The sequence below is a fragment of the Pedobacter sp. PACM 27299 genome (assembly GCF_001412655.1).
GTDB lineage: Bacteria > Bacteroidota > Bacteroidia > Sphingobacteriales > Sphingobacteriaceae > Pedobacter.
Genome location: NZ_CP012996.1, coordinates 3,581,242 through 3,597,977, shown reverse-complemented (window position 1 = coordinate 3,597,977; position 16,736 = coordinate 3,581,242). Strand labels below are relative to the sequence as shown.

Below are 16,736 nucleotides of genomic sequence, written 5' to 3'. Positions count from 1 at the left end.
CGTAGCTGAGTGTAGCTAAGGGTCTCTAATGAAAAAACCAGACAATGATTCGAGCCATTGCCTGGAAATGAATTTGAGCTAACCCATCCGATGATATCATCGGAAAATAAAATCTGAACAATTTCTGTATTAACCCAAACCAACCAAATGTAAGAAACGGTATCGAGATTACATCCCTTCGCTGTGATCAAAATTCTCTGCTATTCCTATCATTTGGGCAATTTTTAAGCTAAATGAAAATAAGTGCTTTTAATCCCGGCTTGTCCGTTTTCCGGATAGCCCCTAAACTGCTATTGATAATGAAATTGACCACTTTCATCCTCATGATAGCCTTGGTACAGGCCAGCGCCTCCGTCACAGCACAGCGCGTTACGCTGAAAGAAAATAACAAACCACTTTCAACGATACTAAAAGAAATAAAGAGACAAACAGGATATGTATTCTTCAGCAGCGACTTTGATCCGGCAAAAGAAAACCTTTCTATTAAAGTCACCAATGCCTCTTTAGAAGAAGCGCTGGAAGCTTGTTTTAAACGATTGGCCATTCATTATGTTCTTATTGATAAAACGATTTTTTTAACCAGGAAGACTGATTTATCGGATCAAAAGAAAGAGATCTTATTGAGAGGAATTGTACTGGATGAAAAAGGACAAAGTATTCCCGGTGTTGGCGTTAAGCTGAAGGGAAGCATGGTGTCCACCTCCACAGATGTGAATGGTAGTTTCAGTATTAACGTTCCAGGTCCAGGTTCGGTATTGGTGATTACCTATATCGGTTATGAAACACAGGAAGTAACGGTGGTCAATGATAAAAACCTCAGCATTACCCTTAAACCTAGTGAAAAAGCACTGGAGGAAGTCGCAGTAGTTGGTTTTGGAACGCAAAGAAAAGTTTCCTTAATCGGTGCACAGTCTACCATCAGCTCAAAAGAACTGAAACAGCCGGTCGCCAGTGTGACTCAGTCGCTGGCAGGACGTATTGCCGGTGTGGTAGGTGTGCAGAGAAGCGGTGAACCAGGTAGAAGTACCGCAGACATCTGGATTCGTGGTATCTCCACTTTTGGAGGAAACAAGAGCAACCCATTGGTTTTAGTAGATGGAGTAGAACGATCAATTGATAACATTGATCCTGAAGATATTGAATCTTTTACCGTGCTGAAGGATGCTTCCGGAACCGCGGTATACGGGGTTAGAGGAGCAAATGGAGTCGTTTTAGTGCAAACAAAAACGGGTAAAGTAGGTAAGAATACCATTCTGTTCGACTACAATGAGGGCATGAGCACTTTTACCAAAAGACCGGAAATGGCAGAAGGACTCACCTATATGAACATGGCCAATGAAGCCAGTGTCGGCAGAGGTGGAATTGTGCAGTATACTCAGGATTATATCAATAAAACTGCATCAAATGCAGACCCATTGCTGTATCCAAATGTGAACTGGATGGATGCCATCCTGAATAAATACAGTAACAACAGGCGTGCGAATCTGAATGCAAGTGGTGGTGTAGACAAAGCGCAGTATTATGTGTCTTTGGCCTATTTCAATGAAAGCGGGTTTTTGAAAACAAACGACCTTAAACAATACAATTCCTCTTTAGATTATAACAGGTATAATTTTACGAGTAATTTAAACCTTAAACTGACCAAGACCACCAAATTAGACCTGGGCTTACAAGGTTATGCTTCTACCGGAAACTACCCTGGTGAAAATACACAGGACATTTTCGGTACGGCAATGGACGTTTCTCCAGTCATTTATCCAGTGATGTATCCGGGTAATTTTATACCAGGAAAAGCATCTAATGGTGGACAAAGAAATCCATACGCAGATTTAACCAGAAGAGGGTACAGGACGGAATTTAAAAACCAATTGTACAGCAATTTGAGGTTAACACAAGACCTGGGGATGCTGACTGAAGGTTTGACAGCAACAGGAATGTTTTCTTTTGACTCTTATAATGAGAATTTCATTAAAAGATCTAAAAGAGAAAGCACCTATTTCCCTGAAAATCTACCTGGCACTAATTCTCCTTACAAACCAGATGGAACCCTAAATTTAAAAGAAACATTCACAAGTGGCGGGAACTACCTGAGTTTTAATCCAGACCGTAATGGAAATAGAAAAACCTATACAGAAGCGGCCTTAAACTACGACCGTGCTTTTGGTAAACATAGGGTAGGTGCCTTGTTATTGGGGTATGCAAGTGATGGTACGGAACCATTTGCAGGTGATTTTACGACTTCTATCCCTAAGCGTATGCTGGGATTAGCTGCGCGTGCCACCTATTCTTATGACGATCGCTACTTTGCAGAATTCAACTTTGGATACAATGGTTCCGAGCTTTTCGCCCCTCAAAAACGCTATGGTGCCTTTCCGGCTTTTGGTATTGGATGGATCCCATCTAATGAAAAGTTTTGGGAGCCGATCAGAAGCACAGTTTCCTTCCTGAAATTCAGGTATTCTGACGGGGTAACCGGTATTGGAGAAATCAACGGAAGAAGATTTGCCTATTTGACACTCGTTTCAGAAAATGACAATGGGTATCAGTTTGGAAAGAACTTCAACGGGTACAGAGGAATTAATGTGACCGATTATGGCGTAGATATTTCCTGGGCAGAATCCAGAAAACAGGATTTGGGAATGGAATTCCGCACCTTGAATGATAACCTGCATGTGATTGTGGATGTTTTTAAAGAACACCGTACGGGAATCTTCCTGCAAAGAGGTTCTATTCCAGGCTTTATCGGGCTAACCAATTCACCATGGGGAAACCTTGGAATAGTGGACAATAAGGGGATTGATGCAACTGTAGAATATAATGTAAAAATCGGTCAGGTAGACCTTGGCTTAAGAGGTACAGTTACCTATAACCAGGATAAATTGCTAAGAGATGATCGTCCGGAACAGCCCTATCCATGGATGAGCCATATCGGTGATAACGTGCTTGCACGTTATGGTTATGTGGCAGAAAAACTATTTGACTCCCAGGCAGAAATTGATGCCAGTGCAGTCCCAGGATCTAAGGCCAGTATTTTGCCTGGAGATATTAAATACAAGGATTTAAATGGTGATGGTGTCATCAATGATTACGATAAAACTAAAATTGGAAGAGGAGATGTGCCTAACCTGATTTATGGTTTTGGTTTCAACTTATCTTACAAAGGTTTTGCCATCAGCACCTTGTTCCAGGCTCTGGAAAATGCAGATGTCATGCTGGGTGGTAATGGGATCATTCCTTTTAATGGTGGTGACAGTAATGTGTTCAGCAACATCAACGATCGCTGGACTCCTGAAAATCCTGCGCAGGATGTGTTCTACCCTCGTTTAGCTTACGGAGAAGCGCAAAACATCAACAACTCATTGGAAAGTTCCTGGTGGGTGAAAGATGTGAGTTTCCTGAGGTTAAAAAGTGCTCAGATCAGTTATAACCTGCCTAAAAACTTTACTTCTAAATTAAGACTAGGCAATGTTGCAGTCTATGCCATTGGAACCAATCTGCTGACCTTTAGTAAGTTTAAATTGTGGGATCCTGAATTGAACACCAATGCAGCTAGAGGCAGAGCAAATGGAACGAAGTACCCGATGACCGCCAATGTGTCCCTGGGACTAAATATTAAATTTTAATACGATTGATAAATAGCATTATGAAAAAGCTTATCTATATCTCTTTAATCGCATGTTTAACGCTTGCATCCTCCTGTAAAAAATTCCTTGATCAAGTGCCTAACGATAGGTTAACCTTAGAGGAGACGTTTACCAATAGAGCAACAGCGGAGAAATTCCTGGCCAATGTATACAACAATATCCCGGATGAATTCGGACAAAGAAATCCTGGAGGCAGTAAAAATGCCGGACTCTGGACTGGTGGTTCAGATGAAGCTGATTTTGTTTGGGGCTTTGTACAGTCCAATGCCATGAATATCGGCAGCTGGGATGCCAATACTGGTTTTGTGGGTGATTTCTGGAATAATTATTACCGTGGAATTCGTTCTGCAAGTTTCTTTATGGCCAATATTGATCAGGTGACAAATGACATCAGCACTGAGCAAAAGGTAAGGTATAAAGCAGAAGCCAGAGCACTGAGGGCCATGTTTTACTTTTACATCATGCGCCTGTATGGACCGGTGATCCTCCTTGGAGAAACCGTAACACCGCCGGATGCGCCAGCCGGGCAAATTCAGCTGCCCAGGAACTCATTTGATGAATGTGTAGATTATGTCAGTTCCGAATTGGATAAAGCGGCATTGGACCTGCCGGTTGTTCCTGCAAATGATGACAATTATGGCCGCATTACAAAAGGAATAGCGCTGGCTTTTAAAGCCCAAACCTTATTGCTTGCCGCTAGTCCGCTATATAATGGCAATACGGATCTTGCAAACTTGAAAAATAATGACGGAAAACAACTCATTAATCAATCTGTATCGGTTAGTAAATGGAAGAGAGCAGCCGATGTGTATAAAGATTTTATCACGCAGTTTGCTCCAGGAACTTACAACTTATTCAAAAAGAATGATGCTGCAGGTAATTTTGATCCTTATTTGTCCTGTCGTGATCTATTCCTGACGGACTGGAATTCTGAAGTCATCTTTGCCCGCGTACAGAGCTCCATTCAATCCAGACAATATGAAATGACGCCATACCATAATGGCAAAAACTCAGAATCCAGAGGTTCTGGTGGTTTGGGTGCTACCCAAAATCAGGTAGATGCCTTCTTTACAGCGAATGGCAGAAGCATCGATGATGCGCAATCGGGTTATGTGAAAACTGGCTTTGCAAGTACTGCAACGAAATATACCAAAGCAGGAATTTACAATCCATGGGTGAACCGTGAACCACGTTTCTATGTGAACATTACTTTTAATGGCAGTACCTGGTTGAACACCGCCAATGGCGAGATCATCACCGAGCTGTATAACAACGGAAATTCAGGAAAAGCAACTGGTGGTGGTGATTATACGACTACGGGCTATATTGTTCGTAAGGCCATGGGCTTGGGTAAATGGCAGGTCGACAACCGTACCGATATTCTATACCGTTTGGCAAATGTCTATCTGGACTATGCTGAGGCGTTAAATGAAGCGGAACCAGGCAATGCTGATGTGCTTAAATACGTAAATCTGATTAGAGAGCGTGCAGGAATCCCACAATATGGAACCGGTAATTTAAACGCTCCTGCAAGTCAGGCAGAAATGCGGGAAGCCATCAGAAAAGAGCGTCGCGTGGAATTGGCTTTTGAAAATGTAAGGTATTTTGATACCAGACGCTGGAAAATTGCGGAAGTCACGGATAATGGACCAATATATGGCTTAAACATTACGTCTAACCTACCTGAGTTCTTGAATGTCGTGCCTTTTGAAACCCGTGTATTTACTAAGAAACATTATCTGTGGCCTATTCCAGGAAATGATGTGAATGTAGATAAAGAGTTGATCCAGAATCCTGGATGGTAATATTGATCCCCTGTTAATTTCCCCTAATTATTCAGGTGCTGCCTCCTTTATTGGTTTGCGGCACCTGAAATTTTTACGCCTTAAATCTCTAATTTATGAATCTTTTAAAAGCGATAAGTTTAGTACTGCTGCTAGCTGGCTGCGGAAAAAAAACGGAGGCACCGGTTTTACCTTCCCCTTCACTCACACAACCAAAAACCTTTAGTCTGATCGATGCAAATAATGCTTTCGATGCTTTCAATACCGCTTTCTATGATACGAATAGAAAATTATACTATAGCAAAAGCGATCGGACTGAGCTGGCAGTAGGCTGGCCTCAGGCGGTTTTCTGGGACATTGCCATGGCCGCCTATAAAAGAAGTAAAAGTGCCGCACACCTAAAATTGGTCAATGATATTTACCTGGGCGGCGCTGCCGAATATTCTAATTTTGATTGGAAAAAGGTAAAAGAAGTGAATGATTTCATTTATGACGACATGATGTGGTGGATCATTTCTTTAGGGCGTGGTTATGAGCTGACGAAGGACCAGAGACACCTGGATGCTGCTGTGGCAGGGTTTAAATACGTTTGGGACAATTCCTATGATCCTGTAAATGGTGGAATGCGCTGGAGCTGGAAAGTAGAAGGCAAAAATGCCTGTATCAATTATCCAACGGTAATTGCAGCCATGGTACTGTTCAACATCACCAAAAATCAAGACTACCTGGATAAAGCAAAAAACATCTATGCATGGTCCAGGACCAATCTCTACCAAAATTCCACTGGTAGAGTTGCCGACCATAAAGTAGGCAATAATCCTCCGGGATTTGAAGATTACACTTACAATCAGGGGACTTTTATTGGATCTGCCGTAATGCTTTATAAAGCAACAAATGAGGCTTCCTTTTTGGCCGATGCAAAGCTTGCCGCAGATTATACGAAAAACAAAATGTCGGACGTAAAAGGGGTACTGCCCGCAGAAGGAGAGTGGAATGAGCAGGGGGTATTGAAAGCGATTTTCGCACAATACATGCAGATGCTGATTGTGGATGCCGGACAAACACAATACAGCGAATGGATGCATGCCAATATCAATCTGGCCTGGCTCAACCGCGATCAAAAGAGAACACTGATGTTCAGAGATTATAAAATTGCCTGTCCAACAGGCGTGATACAGTCTTATGAGGCCAGCAGTGGGGTCGCTTTTATGCAATTGTTTGACCCGATCAGCAATTGATCCAGGGAGTACTTTCCCTTTACCCGCATTATTAAGATAAAGATTTAAAAGAATGATAAAATTTAAAGTAAGTATTGCCTTCCTTTTATGCTGCTGCTTCAGTGCCTATGCCCAGGAAAAGAACCTGGTTCAATATGTGAATACTTTGCAGGGAACGAATTCCAAACATGAGCTGACCAGAGGGAATACCTATCCAACTACTGCATTGCCTTTTGGCATGCATACCTGGACTCCTCAGACCGGTAGAAACGGTGATGGATGGAAATACCAATATGAAAAAGAACACATCAGAGGCTTTCAGCAAGCGCATCAATGCAGCTCCTGGAGCCGGGATTATGCCGTTTTCTCTTTTATGCCGGTTATTGGCGCGCTCAAAGTAGGGGAGCATGAGCGTGAAGCGAAATTCAGTCATGCGAATGAAATTGGGAAACCCAATTATTATAAAGTGCAGTTCGACAATAAGATCAGCACGGAGATTGCCCCAACAGCGCGTGGTGCCCATTTAAGGTTTAGCTATCCGAAAGGACAAAAAAGCTTTTTAGTACTTGATGGTTATACGCACCTGAGTGGCGTAAAGATCTATCCAAAAGAACGGAGGATCACTGGTTATGTCAACAATGGAGAAGGGTTTAAGCCGGATTTCAGGAACTTTTTTACCGTGTATTTCGACCAGCCCTTTATGGCTTATGGTACCTGGGAGAACCGTAAAAATACCATCCAGCCAAATGAATTGGAAGCAGAAGGTGAAGGAAAAGGGGCGTACCTGGAATTTGCTGCAGGTAGCACGGTGCAGGTTAAAGTCGCTTCTTCCTATATCAGTGCGGAACAGGCAGAGCTGAACCTCAGCAGAGAGCTGGGAAAAGATAAAAAACTAGAGCAAACGAAAGAGAACGCAGCAAAAGTATGGAATGCCACCTTGGGTAAAATCCAGGTGGAAGGCGGTTCAGATGAAGAGATCAGGACGTTCTATTCCTGTATGTTCAGGGCCAACCTTTTCAGTAGAAAATACTATGAGCTGGATAAAGATGGAAAGCCGTATTACTTTAGCCCTTACGATGCAAAAGTGCATCCTGGATATATGTTTACAGATACTGGTTTCTGGGATACGTTCAGAGCGCAGTTTCCATTAAATACATTGATGCACCCTGAAATGCATGGCAGGTATATGCAGGCCTTACTCGATGCTTATGAGCAATGTGGCTGGCTGCCTTCCTGGTCTTTCCCTAGTGAGGCCGGAAGCATGATCGGCAATCATGCCATTTCATTGCTAACGGATGCCTGGATAAAGGGAATTCGTACTTTCGATCCCCAGCTGGCTTTAAAAGCTTACCTGCATGAAGCGACGAATAAGGGCCCTTGGGGTCCCGCAAATGGACGCGATGGCTGGAAAGAATACGATCAGTTGGGCTATGTGCCTTATACCAAAGTCAGAGAAGCAACAGCGAAAACAATGGAATATGCCTATGATGATTTTTGCGGCTACAACCTGGCAAAAATGACAGGTAACAAAGTCTATGAAGACATCTTCGCCAAGCAGATGTACAACTATAAAAATGTATACGATTCCGCTACTAAATTCATGCGTGGAAGAGATGAAAATGGTGCCTGGAAGCCTGATTTCGATCCGGTAGAATGGGGTGGGGTGTTCACAGAAGGTAATGCATGGCATTGGCAATGGTCAGTCTTTCATGATATCCAGGGACTAATTGACCTGATGGGTGGAAAGGCTGGTTTTACGGCGAAACTGGATTCCGTATTCAGCGAGCCTAATCGCGTGAATGTGGGGAGCTATGGTGGGATGATTCATGAGATGACGGAAATGGTAATGGCCAATATGGGGCAGTATGCCCATGGCAATCAGCCGATTCAGCACATGCCTTATTTATACAACTATGGCGGTCAGCCATGGAAATCGCAGTACCATGTACGAAATATCATGACCAAGCTGTACAATTCAACGGAAAATGGCTACCCTGGTGATGAAGATCAGGGGCAGACTTCTTCCTGGTACGTGCTCAGTGCGATGGGTTTCTACAGTGTAACTCCAGGTACAGATGAATATATTCTAGGCAGTCCGATGTTTAAAAAGATCACCCTGAATTTAGAAAACGGGAATAAATTTGTGATTGACGCTGCGAATAACAGTAAAGATAATGTGTATATCAAAAGTGCTAAATTAAATGGAAAGGAGTATACTGCTAACTTTATTAAACATACTGACCTTACGCAAGGTGGGGTGTTGAAATTGGAGATGAGCGATAAACCGGTCATGACGCGTGGCATAAAACCGGAAGATCTGCCTTTCTCTTTGAGTAAGTAAGCCGTAAATACCTGCGGCCATACAGCAGAAATATCAGCAGCAATAAGGAGGAAGGGTCAGGGTACGGAACTGGTTCCTACTCCTTATTTGCTGCTTAGGCGACTAGATTCAACCTAAATAATTACTTTAGCATATAAAATCCTGAATTTACATGCAGCAAAAGGACCTGATATCAAAAGATCTTGTTGATCTCTACAAAATGATGGGTTTGCCTGTAGATTCGATTGAGGGAGTATTGGGTTTTACCGTCCATTCTTTAAAAGAAACTTTCCAGGAACTACCTTTTAAATCTATGGCCTATCGGCCAGATTATTTCAGTTTTGTATTCGTGAAAAATGCCTATGGCAGTTATATCATTGATGAAATGTATTTTGACATTAAGCCAGGCACTGTTTACTTCAGCAATCCAGGAAATTACAGAAGCTTTGAATGGGCTGAAATCTCAGAGGCTTATCTAATTACATTTGATGAATTCTTTCTTAAAACACATGTTCATCCTGAGGTTTTTCAAGACTTTTCTTTCTTACTCACAGAAATCGTGGAGCCCAGACAATTGCCAAGGGGGCAGTTTAAGGAAATAGAATTGCTTTACAAACAGATTCATAAAGAACATCAGGGCAGTTCTCCGTATAAAAACAAAATTACGGCCAGCCTATTTGTAGTGTTATTGTTAAAGATCAAAGAATATTTCTGGCAGGATTATAATCCTATTTACGAGGGAAACCGCAATTCCTCTATTGTAAAAACATTTAAAAAGAACCTGGAAGCCCATTACCGGTCTCTGACTTTCGGCAAAGAGAATGTACTGTTCAGGGTGAAGGACTACGCAGATTTACAGCATTTACATCCAAATTACCTGAGCAACGTGATTAAAACTAAGACTGGTAAACCGCTGAGCAGCTGGATTGCAGAAAAAACGATTGCAGAAGCCAAGTCCTTGCTGCAGAATTCAAACGCCTCGATTAAGGAGATCTCTTTTATGCTTGGATTTTCTGAAGCCACTCACTTTAGCAACTATTTCAAAAAATATACTCATTTTACACCGATCGCTTATCGGAAGGAAAATAATGCCTCCTAGAAAATAGTCCTTATTGCTATCTTCGAATTGAACAAGTAATTCTTTAATATCCGTCCTTTTCGGGAAAGCTAAATCAAGAACTTTGACCTATTCAAACAAAGACAATATGAAAACTTTAAAAGACAAAATAATTCTGGTCACTGGTGCTTCAAGAGGGATCGGTGCAAGTATTGCACATAAAGTAGCAGCAGCAGGGGCTAAAGTTATTGTAAACTATGCAGGGAATACCGCTGCGGCGGAGCAAACCGTAAAAGAAATTATAGCACAGGGTGGAGATGCCATTGCAATCCAGGCTGATGTGAGCAATTCGGCTGCAGTGGAAGCTTTATTTGACCAGGCCATTGAACATTATGGCAGGATCGATGTATTGGTAAACAATGCAGGGATCATGATTACCAAATTACTCAAAGAGACCAGCGATGAGGACTTTTCAAGACAATTTGATATCAATGTAAAAGGAACTTTTAATACCATGAGAGCAGCAGCCACACGTTTAGCCGACAATGGCAGTGTGATTAACTTTTCCACTTCTGTAAACCGCATCATGTTACCTGGGTATAGTACGTATGTGGCTACAAAAGCAGCTGTAGAACAATTGACACGCGTGTTTTCTAAAGAAGTTGGCGGAAGAGGAATTAATGTAAACTCCATTTCTCCCGGTCCAACCAATACAGAATTATTCACAAATGGTAAACCTCAGGAGGTCATTGACCGCCTGGCTTCACTCTCTGCCTTTAACCGTATCGGAGAACCGGAAGATATCGCTCAGGTAGTGGTGTTTCTTGCCAGTGATGATGCGAAATGGATCACTGCACAAAATATTGGTGTTAACGGAGGAATGGCTTAGTTTAGCTTTTTTTCCACCAGTTGTAATAATTGTGGTCTGAATCTAGTTCAAAGCCACATTTTGGGTATAACCTATTGCCGATGTCATTTGTCTTTTCTGTTTCCAATAATAGTCCACAGGCAGCTGTTTCGTCGCAATAGGTTTTACATCTGTCTATTAAATCAATAGATAGACCCCGGCCGCGGAAATCAGGATTTACAAATAAGTCGCTCAGCAGCCATTGACGTTTCAGCGTTTTGTAATGGAATAAGGAATACAATTGTGCGAATCCAACAAATTTTCCATCAGCTTTAATTAAAAAGGTAACGGATTCATTGTTCTTAACTCTTTCCCTAAGGAAGCTTTTTCCTTTCTCAACATCAGATGCTTGTCGGTAAAAGACACGGTACTGATCAAATAATTCGGCAAATTCATTTAGATGCTCTAGTGTGGCTGTTTCAATTGTGCTCATGCTTTTTAAATTTATAGAGGTTTAATGTGCCGCAAAACTGGATTATTTCAGGAGTATCGAAGTGGTCCAGTTTTGATAAATCTATAGGGCCAGATGGAATTGCTTTCTTAAAGAAAATGCTCACCTTTGTCATCGCAATTGCGATAAATTAACATTGAATCTTTTGAAACTGCCTAAAAAAATTATCCTGCTGCTTTTTCTTTTTACTGCTGGATTTTCCAGGAGCATGGCCGCCTCTGCTGACAGTTTGCTGAAAGCACTGGATCAGGCCATTAAAAACAGGCAAATCTATACGGACAGGAGGGAAGCGACGATCAGTCAGCTCAAACAGCAGCTGAAATCAATCAGTTCATCAATAGGGGCGGCAGCTTCATCAAAAGAATCTGATCGCTTATCAAAAGAAACTGATCGCTTATCAAAAGAAAAGCTTTATCAGTTAAACAGTAAATTGTATCAGGCATATAAGCCTTATCAGAGTGATTCTGCGATACGTTATGCCAATTACAATCTAGCCATTGCCAGGGTTTTAAATGACCATCAGAAGGTTGCCGAATCAAAACTACAGCTCTCCGCACTCTATGCTATCGCTGGAATGTCTATGGATGCAGCGAGCATCTTGAGGAGTCTGCAGGCAGATCAATTGAACCTGGATTTGAAAATAGGTTATTATCAGGCCTATAAAGACCTTTACAGTAACCTTGCCGACTACCACAATGTGAATTCGGGCCTTTATCGTCAATACAATGCGGCTTACAGGGATTCTCTATTACAGATACTCCAGCCATCTTCCAAAAATTATCTGGGCGTTTATGCCGAAAAGCTAAGCATTTTAGGGAAATACCGGGAAGCGGAAAAGATCTTACTCATTTTATTATCCGGGCTGAAAACAAAAAACCATGAATATGCGATTTGGAGTTCCGCATTGGGAAATGTCTATAAACAAGAAGGCAATACCAGGCTTCAACAGAAATATTTCGCCTTATCGGCTATTTCTGACCTGGAAAATGCAATTAAAGAGAACACTTCCTTACAGGCACTGGCCATTTCCTTGTATGAAACAGGGGATTTAGACCGCGCTTATTCCTACATTAAATACTCAATGGAAGATGCCATTTTCTGCAATGCACCATTGCGCACCATTGTCATTTCTAAGATTTTCCCGATCATTGATGCGGCACATCAGGCTAAAGAAAAGGAGCAAAGGACACAGCTGGTGTATTTTCTGGTGCTCATCAGTGTGCTTTCTGCAGGTTTAATCGCGGCAGTAGTGTATGTATTTCAACAGATGAAAAAGCTGGAGAAAAGCCGACTGGAGTTACAGGAAGTAAATGGCCTTTTGAAACAATTGAACAAAGATTTACAACTGGTCAATCAGCAGTTGAAAGGTACCAATAGTAAACTGATGGAGGCCAACCGGATTAAAGAAGAATATATCGGTAACTTTTTAGACCTCTGCTCCAATTACATCAATAAGCTAGAGGATTACCGCAAAGGCTTGAATAAAAAAGCAAGCAGCGGTCATTTGGACCTGCTTTTCAAAACGCTGAAATCGACTGAGCTGATGACCACAGAATTGAAAGCACTGTATAAGAATTTCGACGATACTTTCCTGCATTTGTATCCAGATTTTGTAATTGCTTTTAATAATTTACTGGTCGAAGAAGAACGGTTTGAGCTTAAATCAGGGGAGCTAAATACGGAACTCAGGATTTTTGCTTTGCTAAGATTAGGCATCCAGGACAGTGCAAAGATTGCCTCATTTCTTCGCTGTTCGATGAGTACGATCTATAATTATCGCACAAAGGTGAGGAATAAAGCCCTCGTTCCAAGAGAAGATTTCGAGAATTACGTCATTGAAATCGGTACAATATCTACATTTTAAGGCTTGTGTTTGTAGGTTAAGTTGTTGTAATTCAGTAAATTGATTTCGGATTTGGTCTACATATTTAAACCGCTCAGGTTTTTTAGCAGATTTCAGGTTTACTTTTGAATCAGCAGCCCATACTGGGCATGCCCACCAATTTAATATGACCATGACCAGGATTTCTAAGTTAATTCTTATGATTTGTTTCTGTTACAGCACCAGCGCCCTAAAGGCACAGGAGTTAAAATCACCCGATAAAAACCTGACTTTAAAGTTCAGCCTCGGCACTGCCGGAACACCAGAATACGAGCTTTCCTATAAAGGAAAAAGCGTGATTAAGCCTAGTAAACTGGGTTTTCAATTGAAAAACGCAGATGATCTATTGAACGGCTTTGAAATCGCTGATACTAAACAAAGTACTTTTGACGAAAGCTGGAACCCGGTTTGGGGTGAAGTTAAAACCATCCGTAACCATTACAATGAGCTTGCGGTAACGATTAAACAAGCTGCCAGCGACCGCTTTATCATTGTCCGCTTTCGCTTGTTTAATGACGGTTTGGGATTCCGTTATGAATTCCCTACACAGAAAAACCTAAACTATTTCACTGTAAAAGAAGAAAAAACACAATTTGCTTTATCTGGAGACCATAAAGCCTTCTGGCTTCCTGGCGATTATGATACGCAGGAATACAGCACCACAACCTCTAATCTTTCTGAAGTTCGCGGTAAAATGAAAGCAGCGGTAACGCCTAACGTTTCTCAAAAGACGTTTTCAGAAACAGGCCTGCAAACGCCTTTAATGATGAAAAGCAAGGACGGACTGTACATTAATATCCATGAAGCCGCATTGATTAATTATTCTACGATGTCTTTAGAGCTGAATGATCAGAATATGGTATTGGAATCTGTATTGACACCGGATGCAATTGGCGATAAAGGATACTTGCAGGCACCAACACAGTCGCCATGGAGAACGGTTATTGTGAGCGATAAAGCGGGTGATATTCTATTGTCTAAAACGATCCTTAACTTAAATGAACCTACTAAATTTAAAGATGTTTCCTGGATTAAGCCGATTAAATATGTTGGCGTATGGTGGGAAATGATCACCGGGAAAAGTACCTGGGCCTATAATGACCTGGACAATGTGCAGTTGGGGATAACCGATTACAGCAAGACTACACCAAATGGCAAACATGCTGCAAATACGAAGCGCGTGAAAGAATACATTGATTTTGCAGCAGAAAATGGTTTAGATGCGGTATTGGTAGAAGGCTGGAATGAAGGATGGGAAGATTGGTTTGGAAAAACTAAAGACTATGTTTTCGACTTCGTTACGCCTTACCCGGATTTCGATGTGAAGGAATTACACCGCTATGCGGCCAGTAAAAATGTAAAAATTATGATGCACCATGAAACATCCTCCTCTGTAAGGAATTATGAGCGTCATCTGGATACAGCGTACAAGTTCATGGTCGATAACGGCTATAGCGCAGTAAAAAGTGGTTACGTTGGTAACATTATCCCTAGAGGGGAGCACCATTACGGACAATGGCTGGTGAATCATTACCAATATGCCATAGAAAAAGCTGCGGAATATAAAATAATGGTGAATGCACATGAGGCGGTAAGGCCTACAGGATTGAGCCGCACCTTTCCGAATTTACTAGCCAATGAATCTGCAAGAGGTACAGAATACGAAGCTTTTGGGGGAAATAATGCCGATCACACCACGATATTGCCATTCACCAGATTAATGGGAGGCCCGATGGATTATACCCCAGGGATCTTTGAAACGAAAGTAAGTGCCTATAATCCGGAAAACAATTCCTTCGTTCATAGCACGCTTGCCCGTCAGCTAGCACTTTATGTAACGATGTATAGTCCGCTGCAAATGGCCGCAGATTTACCTGAAACTTATCACAAGTTCAAAGATGCTTTTCAGTTCATCAAAGATGTAGCGGTAGATTGGGACGATACGAAAGTACTTGAAGCTGAACCTGGTGATTACATCACTTTCGCCAGAAAAGCTAAAGGAACCAACAACTGGTTTGTGGGTAGCACCTGCGATGAACAAGGCCGTGTTTCTAAGCTAAATCTTGACTTCCTGGATGCTGGTAAAAAATATACAGCTACCATCTATTCAGATGCAAAAGATGCTCATTATGAGAAAAATCCGCAGGCTTATGTGATTAAAAAGATGAAGGTGAGTAAAGGAACTAAACTAACGCAGTTTTGTGCTCCTGGCGGAGGCTATGCCATCAGCATTATTGAGGTTAAATAATTCATCTGGCTGAATAAAAAAGGCGCTTTCTTTTGATACGAAAGCGCCTTTTTTATTTGGGGAGAATTTCTATTTTTGAGCTTTATGAAAGCGAAACAAGTGTATATCGTCCATGGTTATATGGCAAGCGTCAAAGATCATTGGTTTGAATGGATCAAGAGGGAAATGGAAAAAGATGGGGTAGCTGTCCATATTTTAGCGATGCCGGACTCCAGTAAGCCACAGCCAGAAGCATGGATCAGCCATTTGAAAGAAAATGTAAAGTTCAGTGACCAGACTTATTTTATTGGCCACAGCCTGGGCTGCATTTCCCTGCTTTTGTACTTAAATAGGGAGCAGTTAAAAGCAGAGGGTATGGTGCTGATTGCTGGCTTTTTAGAAAAACTACCAGATATTCCTGATTTGGACGCCTTTTTAGAAGAGCAGATTTCCATTCCTGCACTGATTGAAAATCTACCTAAGCGATTGGTAATAGGGGCGGAAGATGATTATGTTGTTCCTTTTAAGCTGACTCGAAAATTAGCGGAAGCGCTTGAAGCCCCAATGGTTACGGTGGCCGATGGAGGTCATTTTCTTGGAAAGGACAACTTCAAAACTTTTCCAGTACTTTTAGAACAACTGCAAGCGATGATAAAATCATAATCATGAAGATCGGGAAGACAAAATTAATACTCAGTACAGCTATAGGCATGTGTATCACTGGACTTGTGATTTACAATGTGTATCCAGAGCCAAAATTGCCCGCTAACCTGGGAGTAGACTCTTTGGTCGTTTATAAATCAAAGAAACAGCTGATGGCTTATGCTGGCGGTCAGTTGCTGAAAACCTACCAGATTTCTCTTGGTGGGGCGCCTCAGGGGCATAAAGCTTATGAAGGCGATCAGAAAACACCAGAGGGCAGGTATACCATCAATGCGAAGAATGCGAATAGTGGTTATCATAAAAACCTGGGCGTCTCTTATCCAAATGAGCAAGACATCGCCAATGCGAAAACATTAGGGAAATCCCCTGGGGGTGATATTAAAATCCATGGCTTAAGAAACGGAGTAGGGGCCATCCACAAATTACAGCGCCTGTACAATTGGACGAATGGCTGTATGGCTTTAACAAACCCTGAAATTGATGAACTTTATGCCTCGGTTAAGTTGGGGACGCCGATCAACATAAAACCTTAAACTATTTCGCTAATTCTTGGTATATTTAGATGACTGCTGTAAATAAATTAC

General features: G+C 41.8%; 11 protein-coding genes. 10 read left to right on the top strand and 1 reads right to left on the bottom strand.

All coding sequences use genetic code 11. The annotated features are described in order from the left end of the window. Positions 1-299 precede the first annotated feature (299 nt). The 6 genes from AQ505_RS15110 to AQ505_RS15085 all read left to right on the top strand — a co-directional run bounded on the left by AQ505_RS15110 (position 300) and on the right by AQ505_RS15085 (position 10,911). On the top strand, positions 300-3,623 hold the full coding sequence (locus tag AQ505_RS15110; protein WP_062548948.1) for a SusC/RagA family TonB-linked outer membrane protein: 3,324 nt from the start codon (positions 300-302) through the stop codon (positions 3,621-3,623). Between the two features lie 20 nt (positions 3,624-3,643). Further along, positions 3,644-5,449: a RagB/SusD family nutrient uptake outer membrane protein gene (locus AQ505_RS15105; RefSeq protein WP_062548947.1), complete on the top strand. Its 1,806-nt coding sequence runs from the start codon at positions 3,644-3,646 to the stop codon at positions 5,447-5,449. Between the two features lie 95 nt (positions 5,450-5,544). Continuing rightward, positions 5,545-6,666, top strand: coding sequence for a glycoside hydrolase family 76 protein (locus AQ505_RS15100; RefSeq protein ID WP_062548946.1), 1,122 nt, complete (start codon positions 5,545-5,547; stop codon positions 6,664-6,666). 52 nt (positions 6,667-6,718) lie between these two features. Then, complete coding sequence (locus AQ505_RS15095; protein WP_062548945.1) at positions 6,719-8,986, top strand: GH92 family glycosyl hydrolase; 2,268 nt, start codon at positions 6,719-6,721, stop codon at positions 8,984-8,986. A gap of 151 nt (positions 8,987-9,137) precedes the next feature. Then, on the top strand, positions 9,138-10,064 hold the full coding sequence (locus AQ505_RS15090; RefSeq protein WP_062548944.1) for a helix-turn-helix domain-containing protein: 927 nt from the start codon (positions 9,138-9,140) through the stop codon (positions 10,062-10,064). Between the two features lie 106 nt (positions 10,065-10,170). Next, on the top strand, positions 10,171-10,911 hold the full coding sequence (locus AQ505_RS15085) for an SDR family oxidoreductase (RefSeq protein ID WP_062548943.1): 741 nt from the start codon (positions 10,171-10,173) through the stop codon (positions 10,909-10,911). 1 nt (position 10,912) lies between these two features. Here the strand turns inward: AQ505_RS15085 and AQ505_RS15080 are convergent, their stop codons facing one another. Further along, on the bottom strand, positions 10,913-11,362 hold the full coding sequence (locus tag AQ505_RS15080) for a GNAT family N-acetyltransferase (RefSeq protein ID WP_062548942.1): 450 nt from the start codon (positions 11,360-11,362) through the stop codon (positions 10,913-10,915). A 163-nt stretch (positions 11,363-11,525) separates the two neighbouring features. Here AQ505_RS15080 and AQ505_RS15075 point away from each other — a divergent pair, with 163 nt between their 5' ends. From AQ505_RS15075 to AQ505_RS15060, 4 genes are all read left to right on the top strand, one after another. Continuing rightward, positions 11,526-13,244 (top strand): DUF6377 domain-containing protein, encoded by a 1,719-nt coding sequence (locus tag AQ505_RS15075; RefSeq protein WP_157262389.1) that lies wholly within the window; start codon positions 11,526-11,528, stop codon positions 13,242-13,244. A gap of 178 nt (positions 13,245-13,422) precedes the next feature. Beyond that, entirely contained in the window at positions 13,423-15,510 is a 2,088-nt protein-coding gene (locus AQ505_RS15070) for a glycoside hydrolase family 97 protein (RefSeq protein ID WP_231634888.1), read from the top strand. A gap of 84 nt (positions 15,511-15,594) precedes the next feature. Beyond that, positions 15,595-16,152 carry an RBBP9/YdeN family alpha/beta hydrolase gene (locus tag AQ505_RS15065; RefSeq protein ID WP_062548940.1) on the top strand — a complete coding sequence of 186 codons (558 nt, stop codon included), beginning with the start codon at positions 15,595-15,597 and terminating at the stop codon, positions 16,150-16,152. A gap of 2 nt (positions 16,153-16,154) precedes the next feature. Continuing rightward, positions 16,155-16,685 carry a L,D-transpeptidase family protein gene (locus AQ505_RS15060; RefSeq protein WP_062548939.1) on the top strand — a complete coding sequence of 177 codons (531 nt, stop codon included), beginning with the start codon at positions 16,155-16,157 and terminating at the stop codon, positions 16,683-16,685. Positions 16,686-16,736 lie beyond the last annotated feature (51 nt).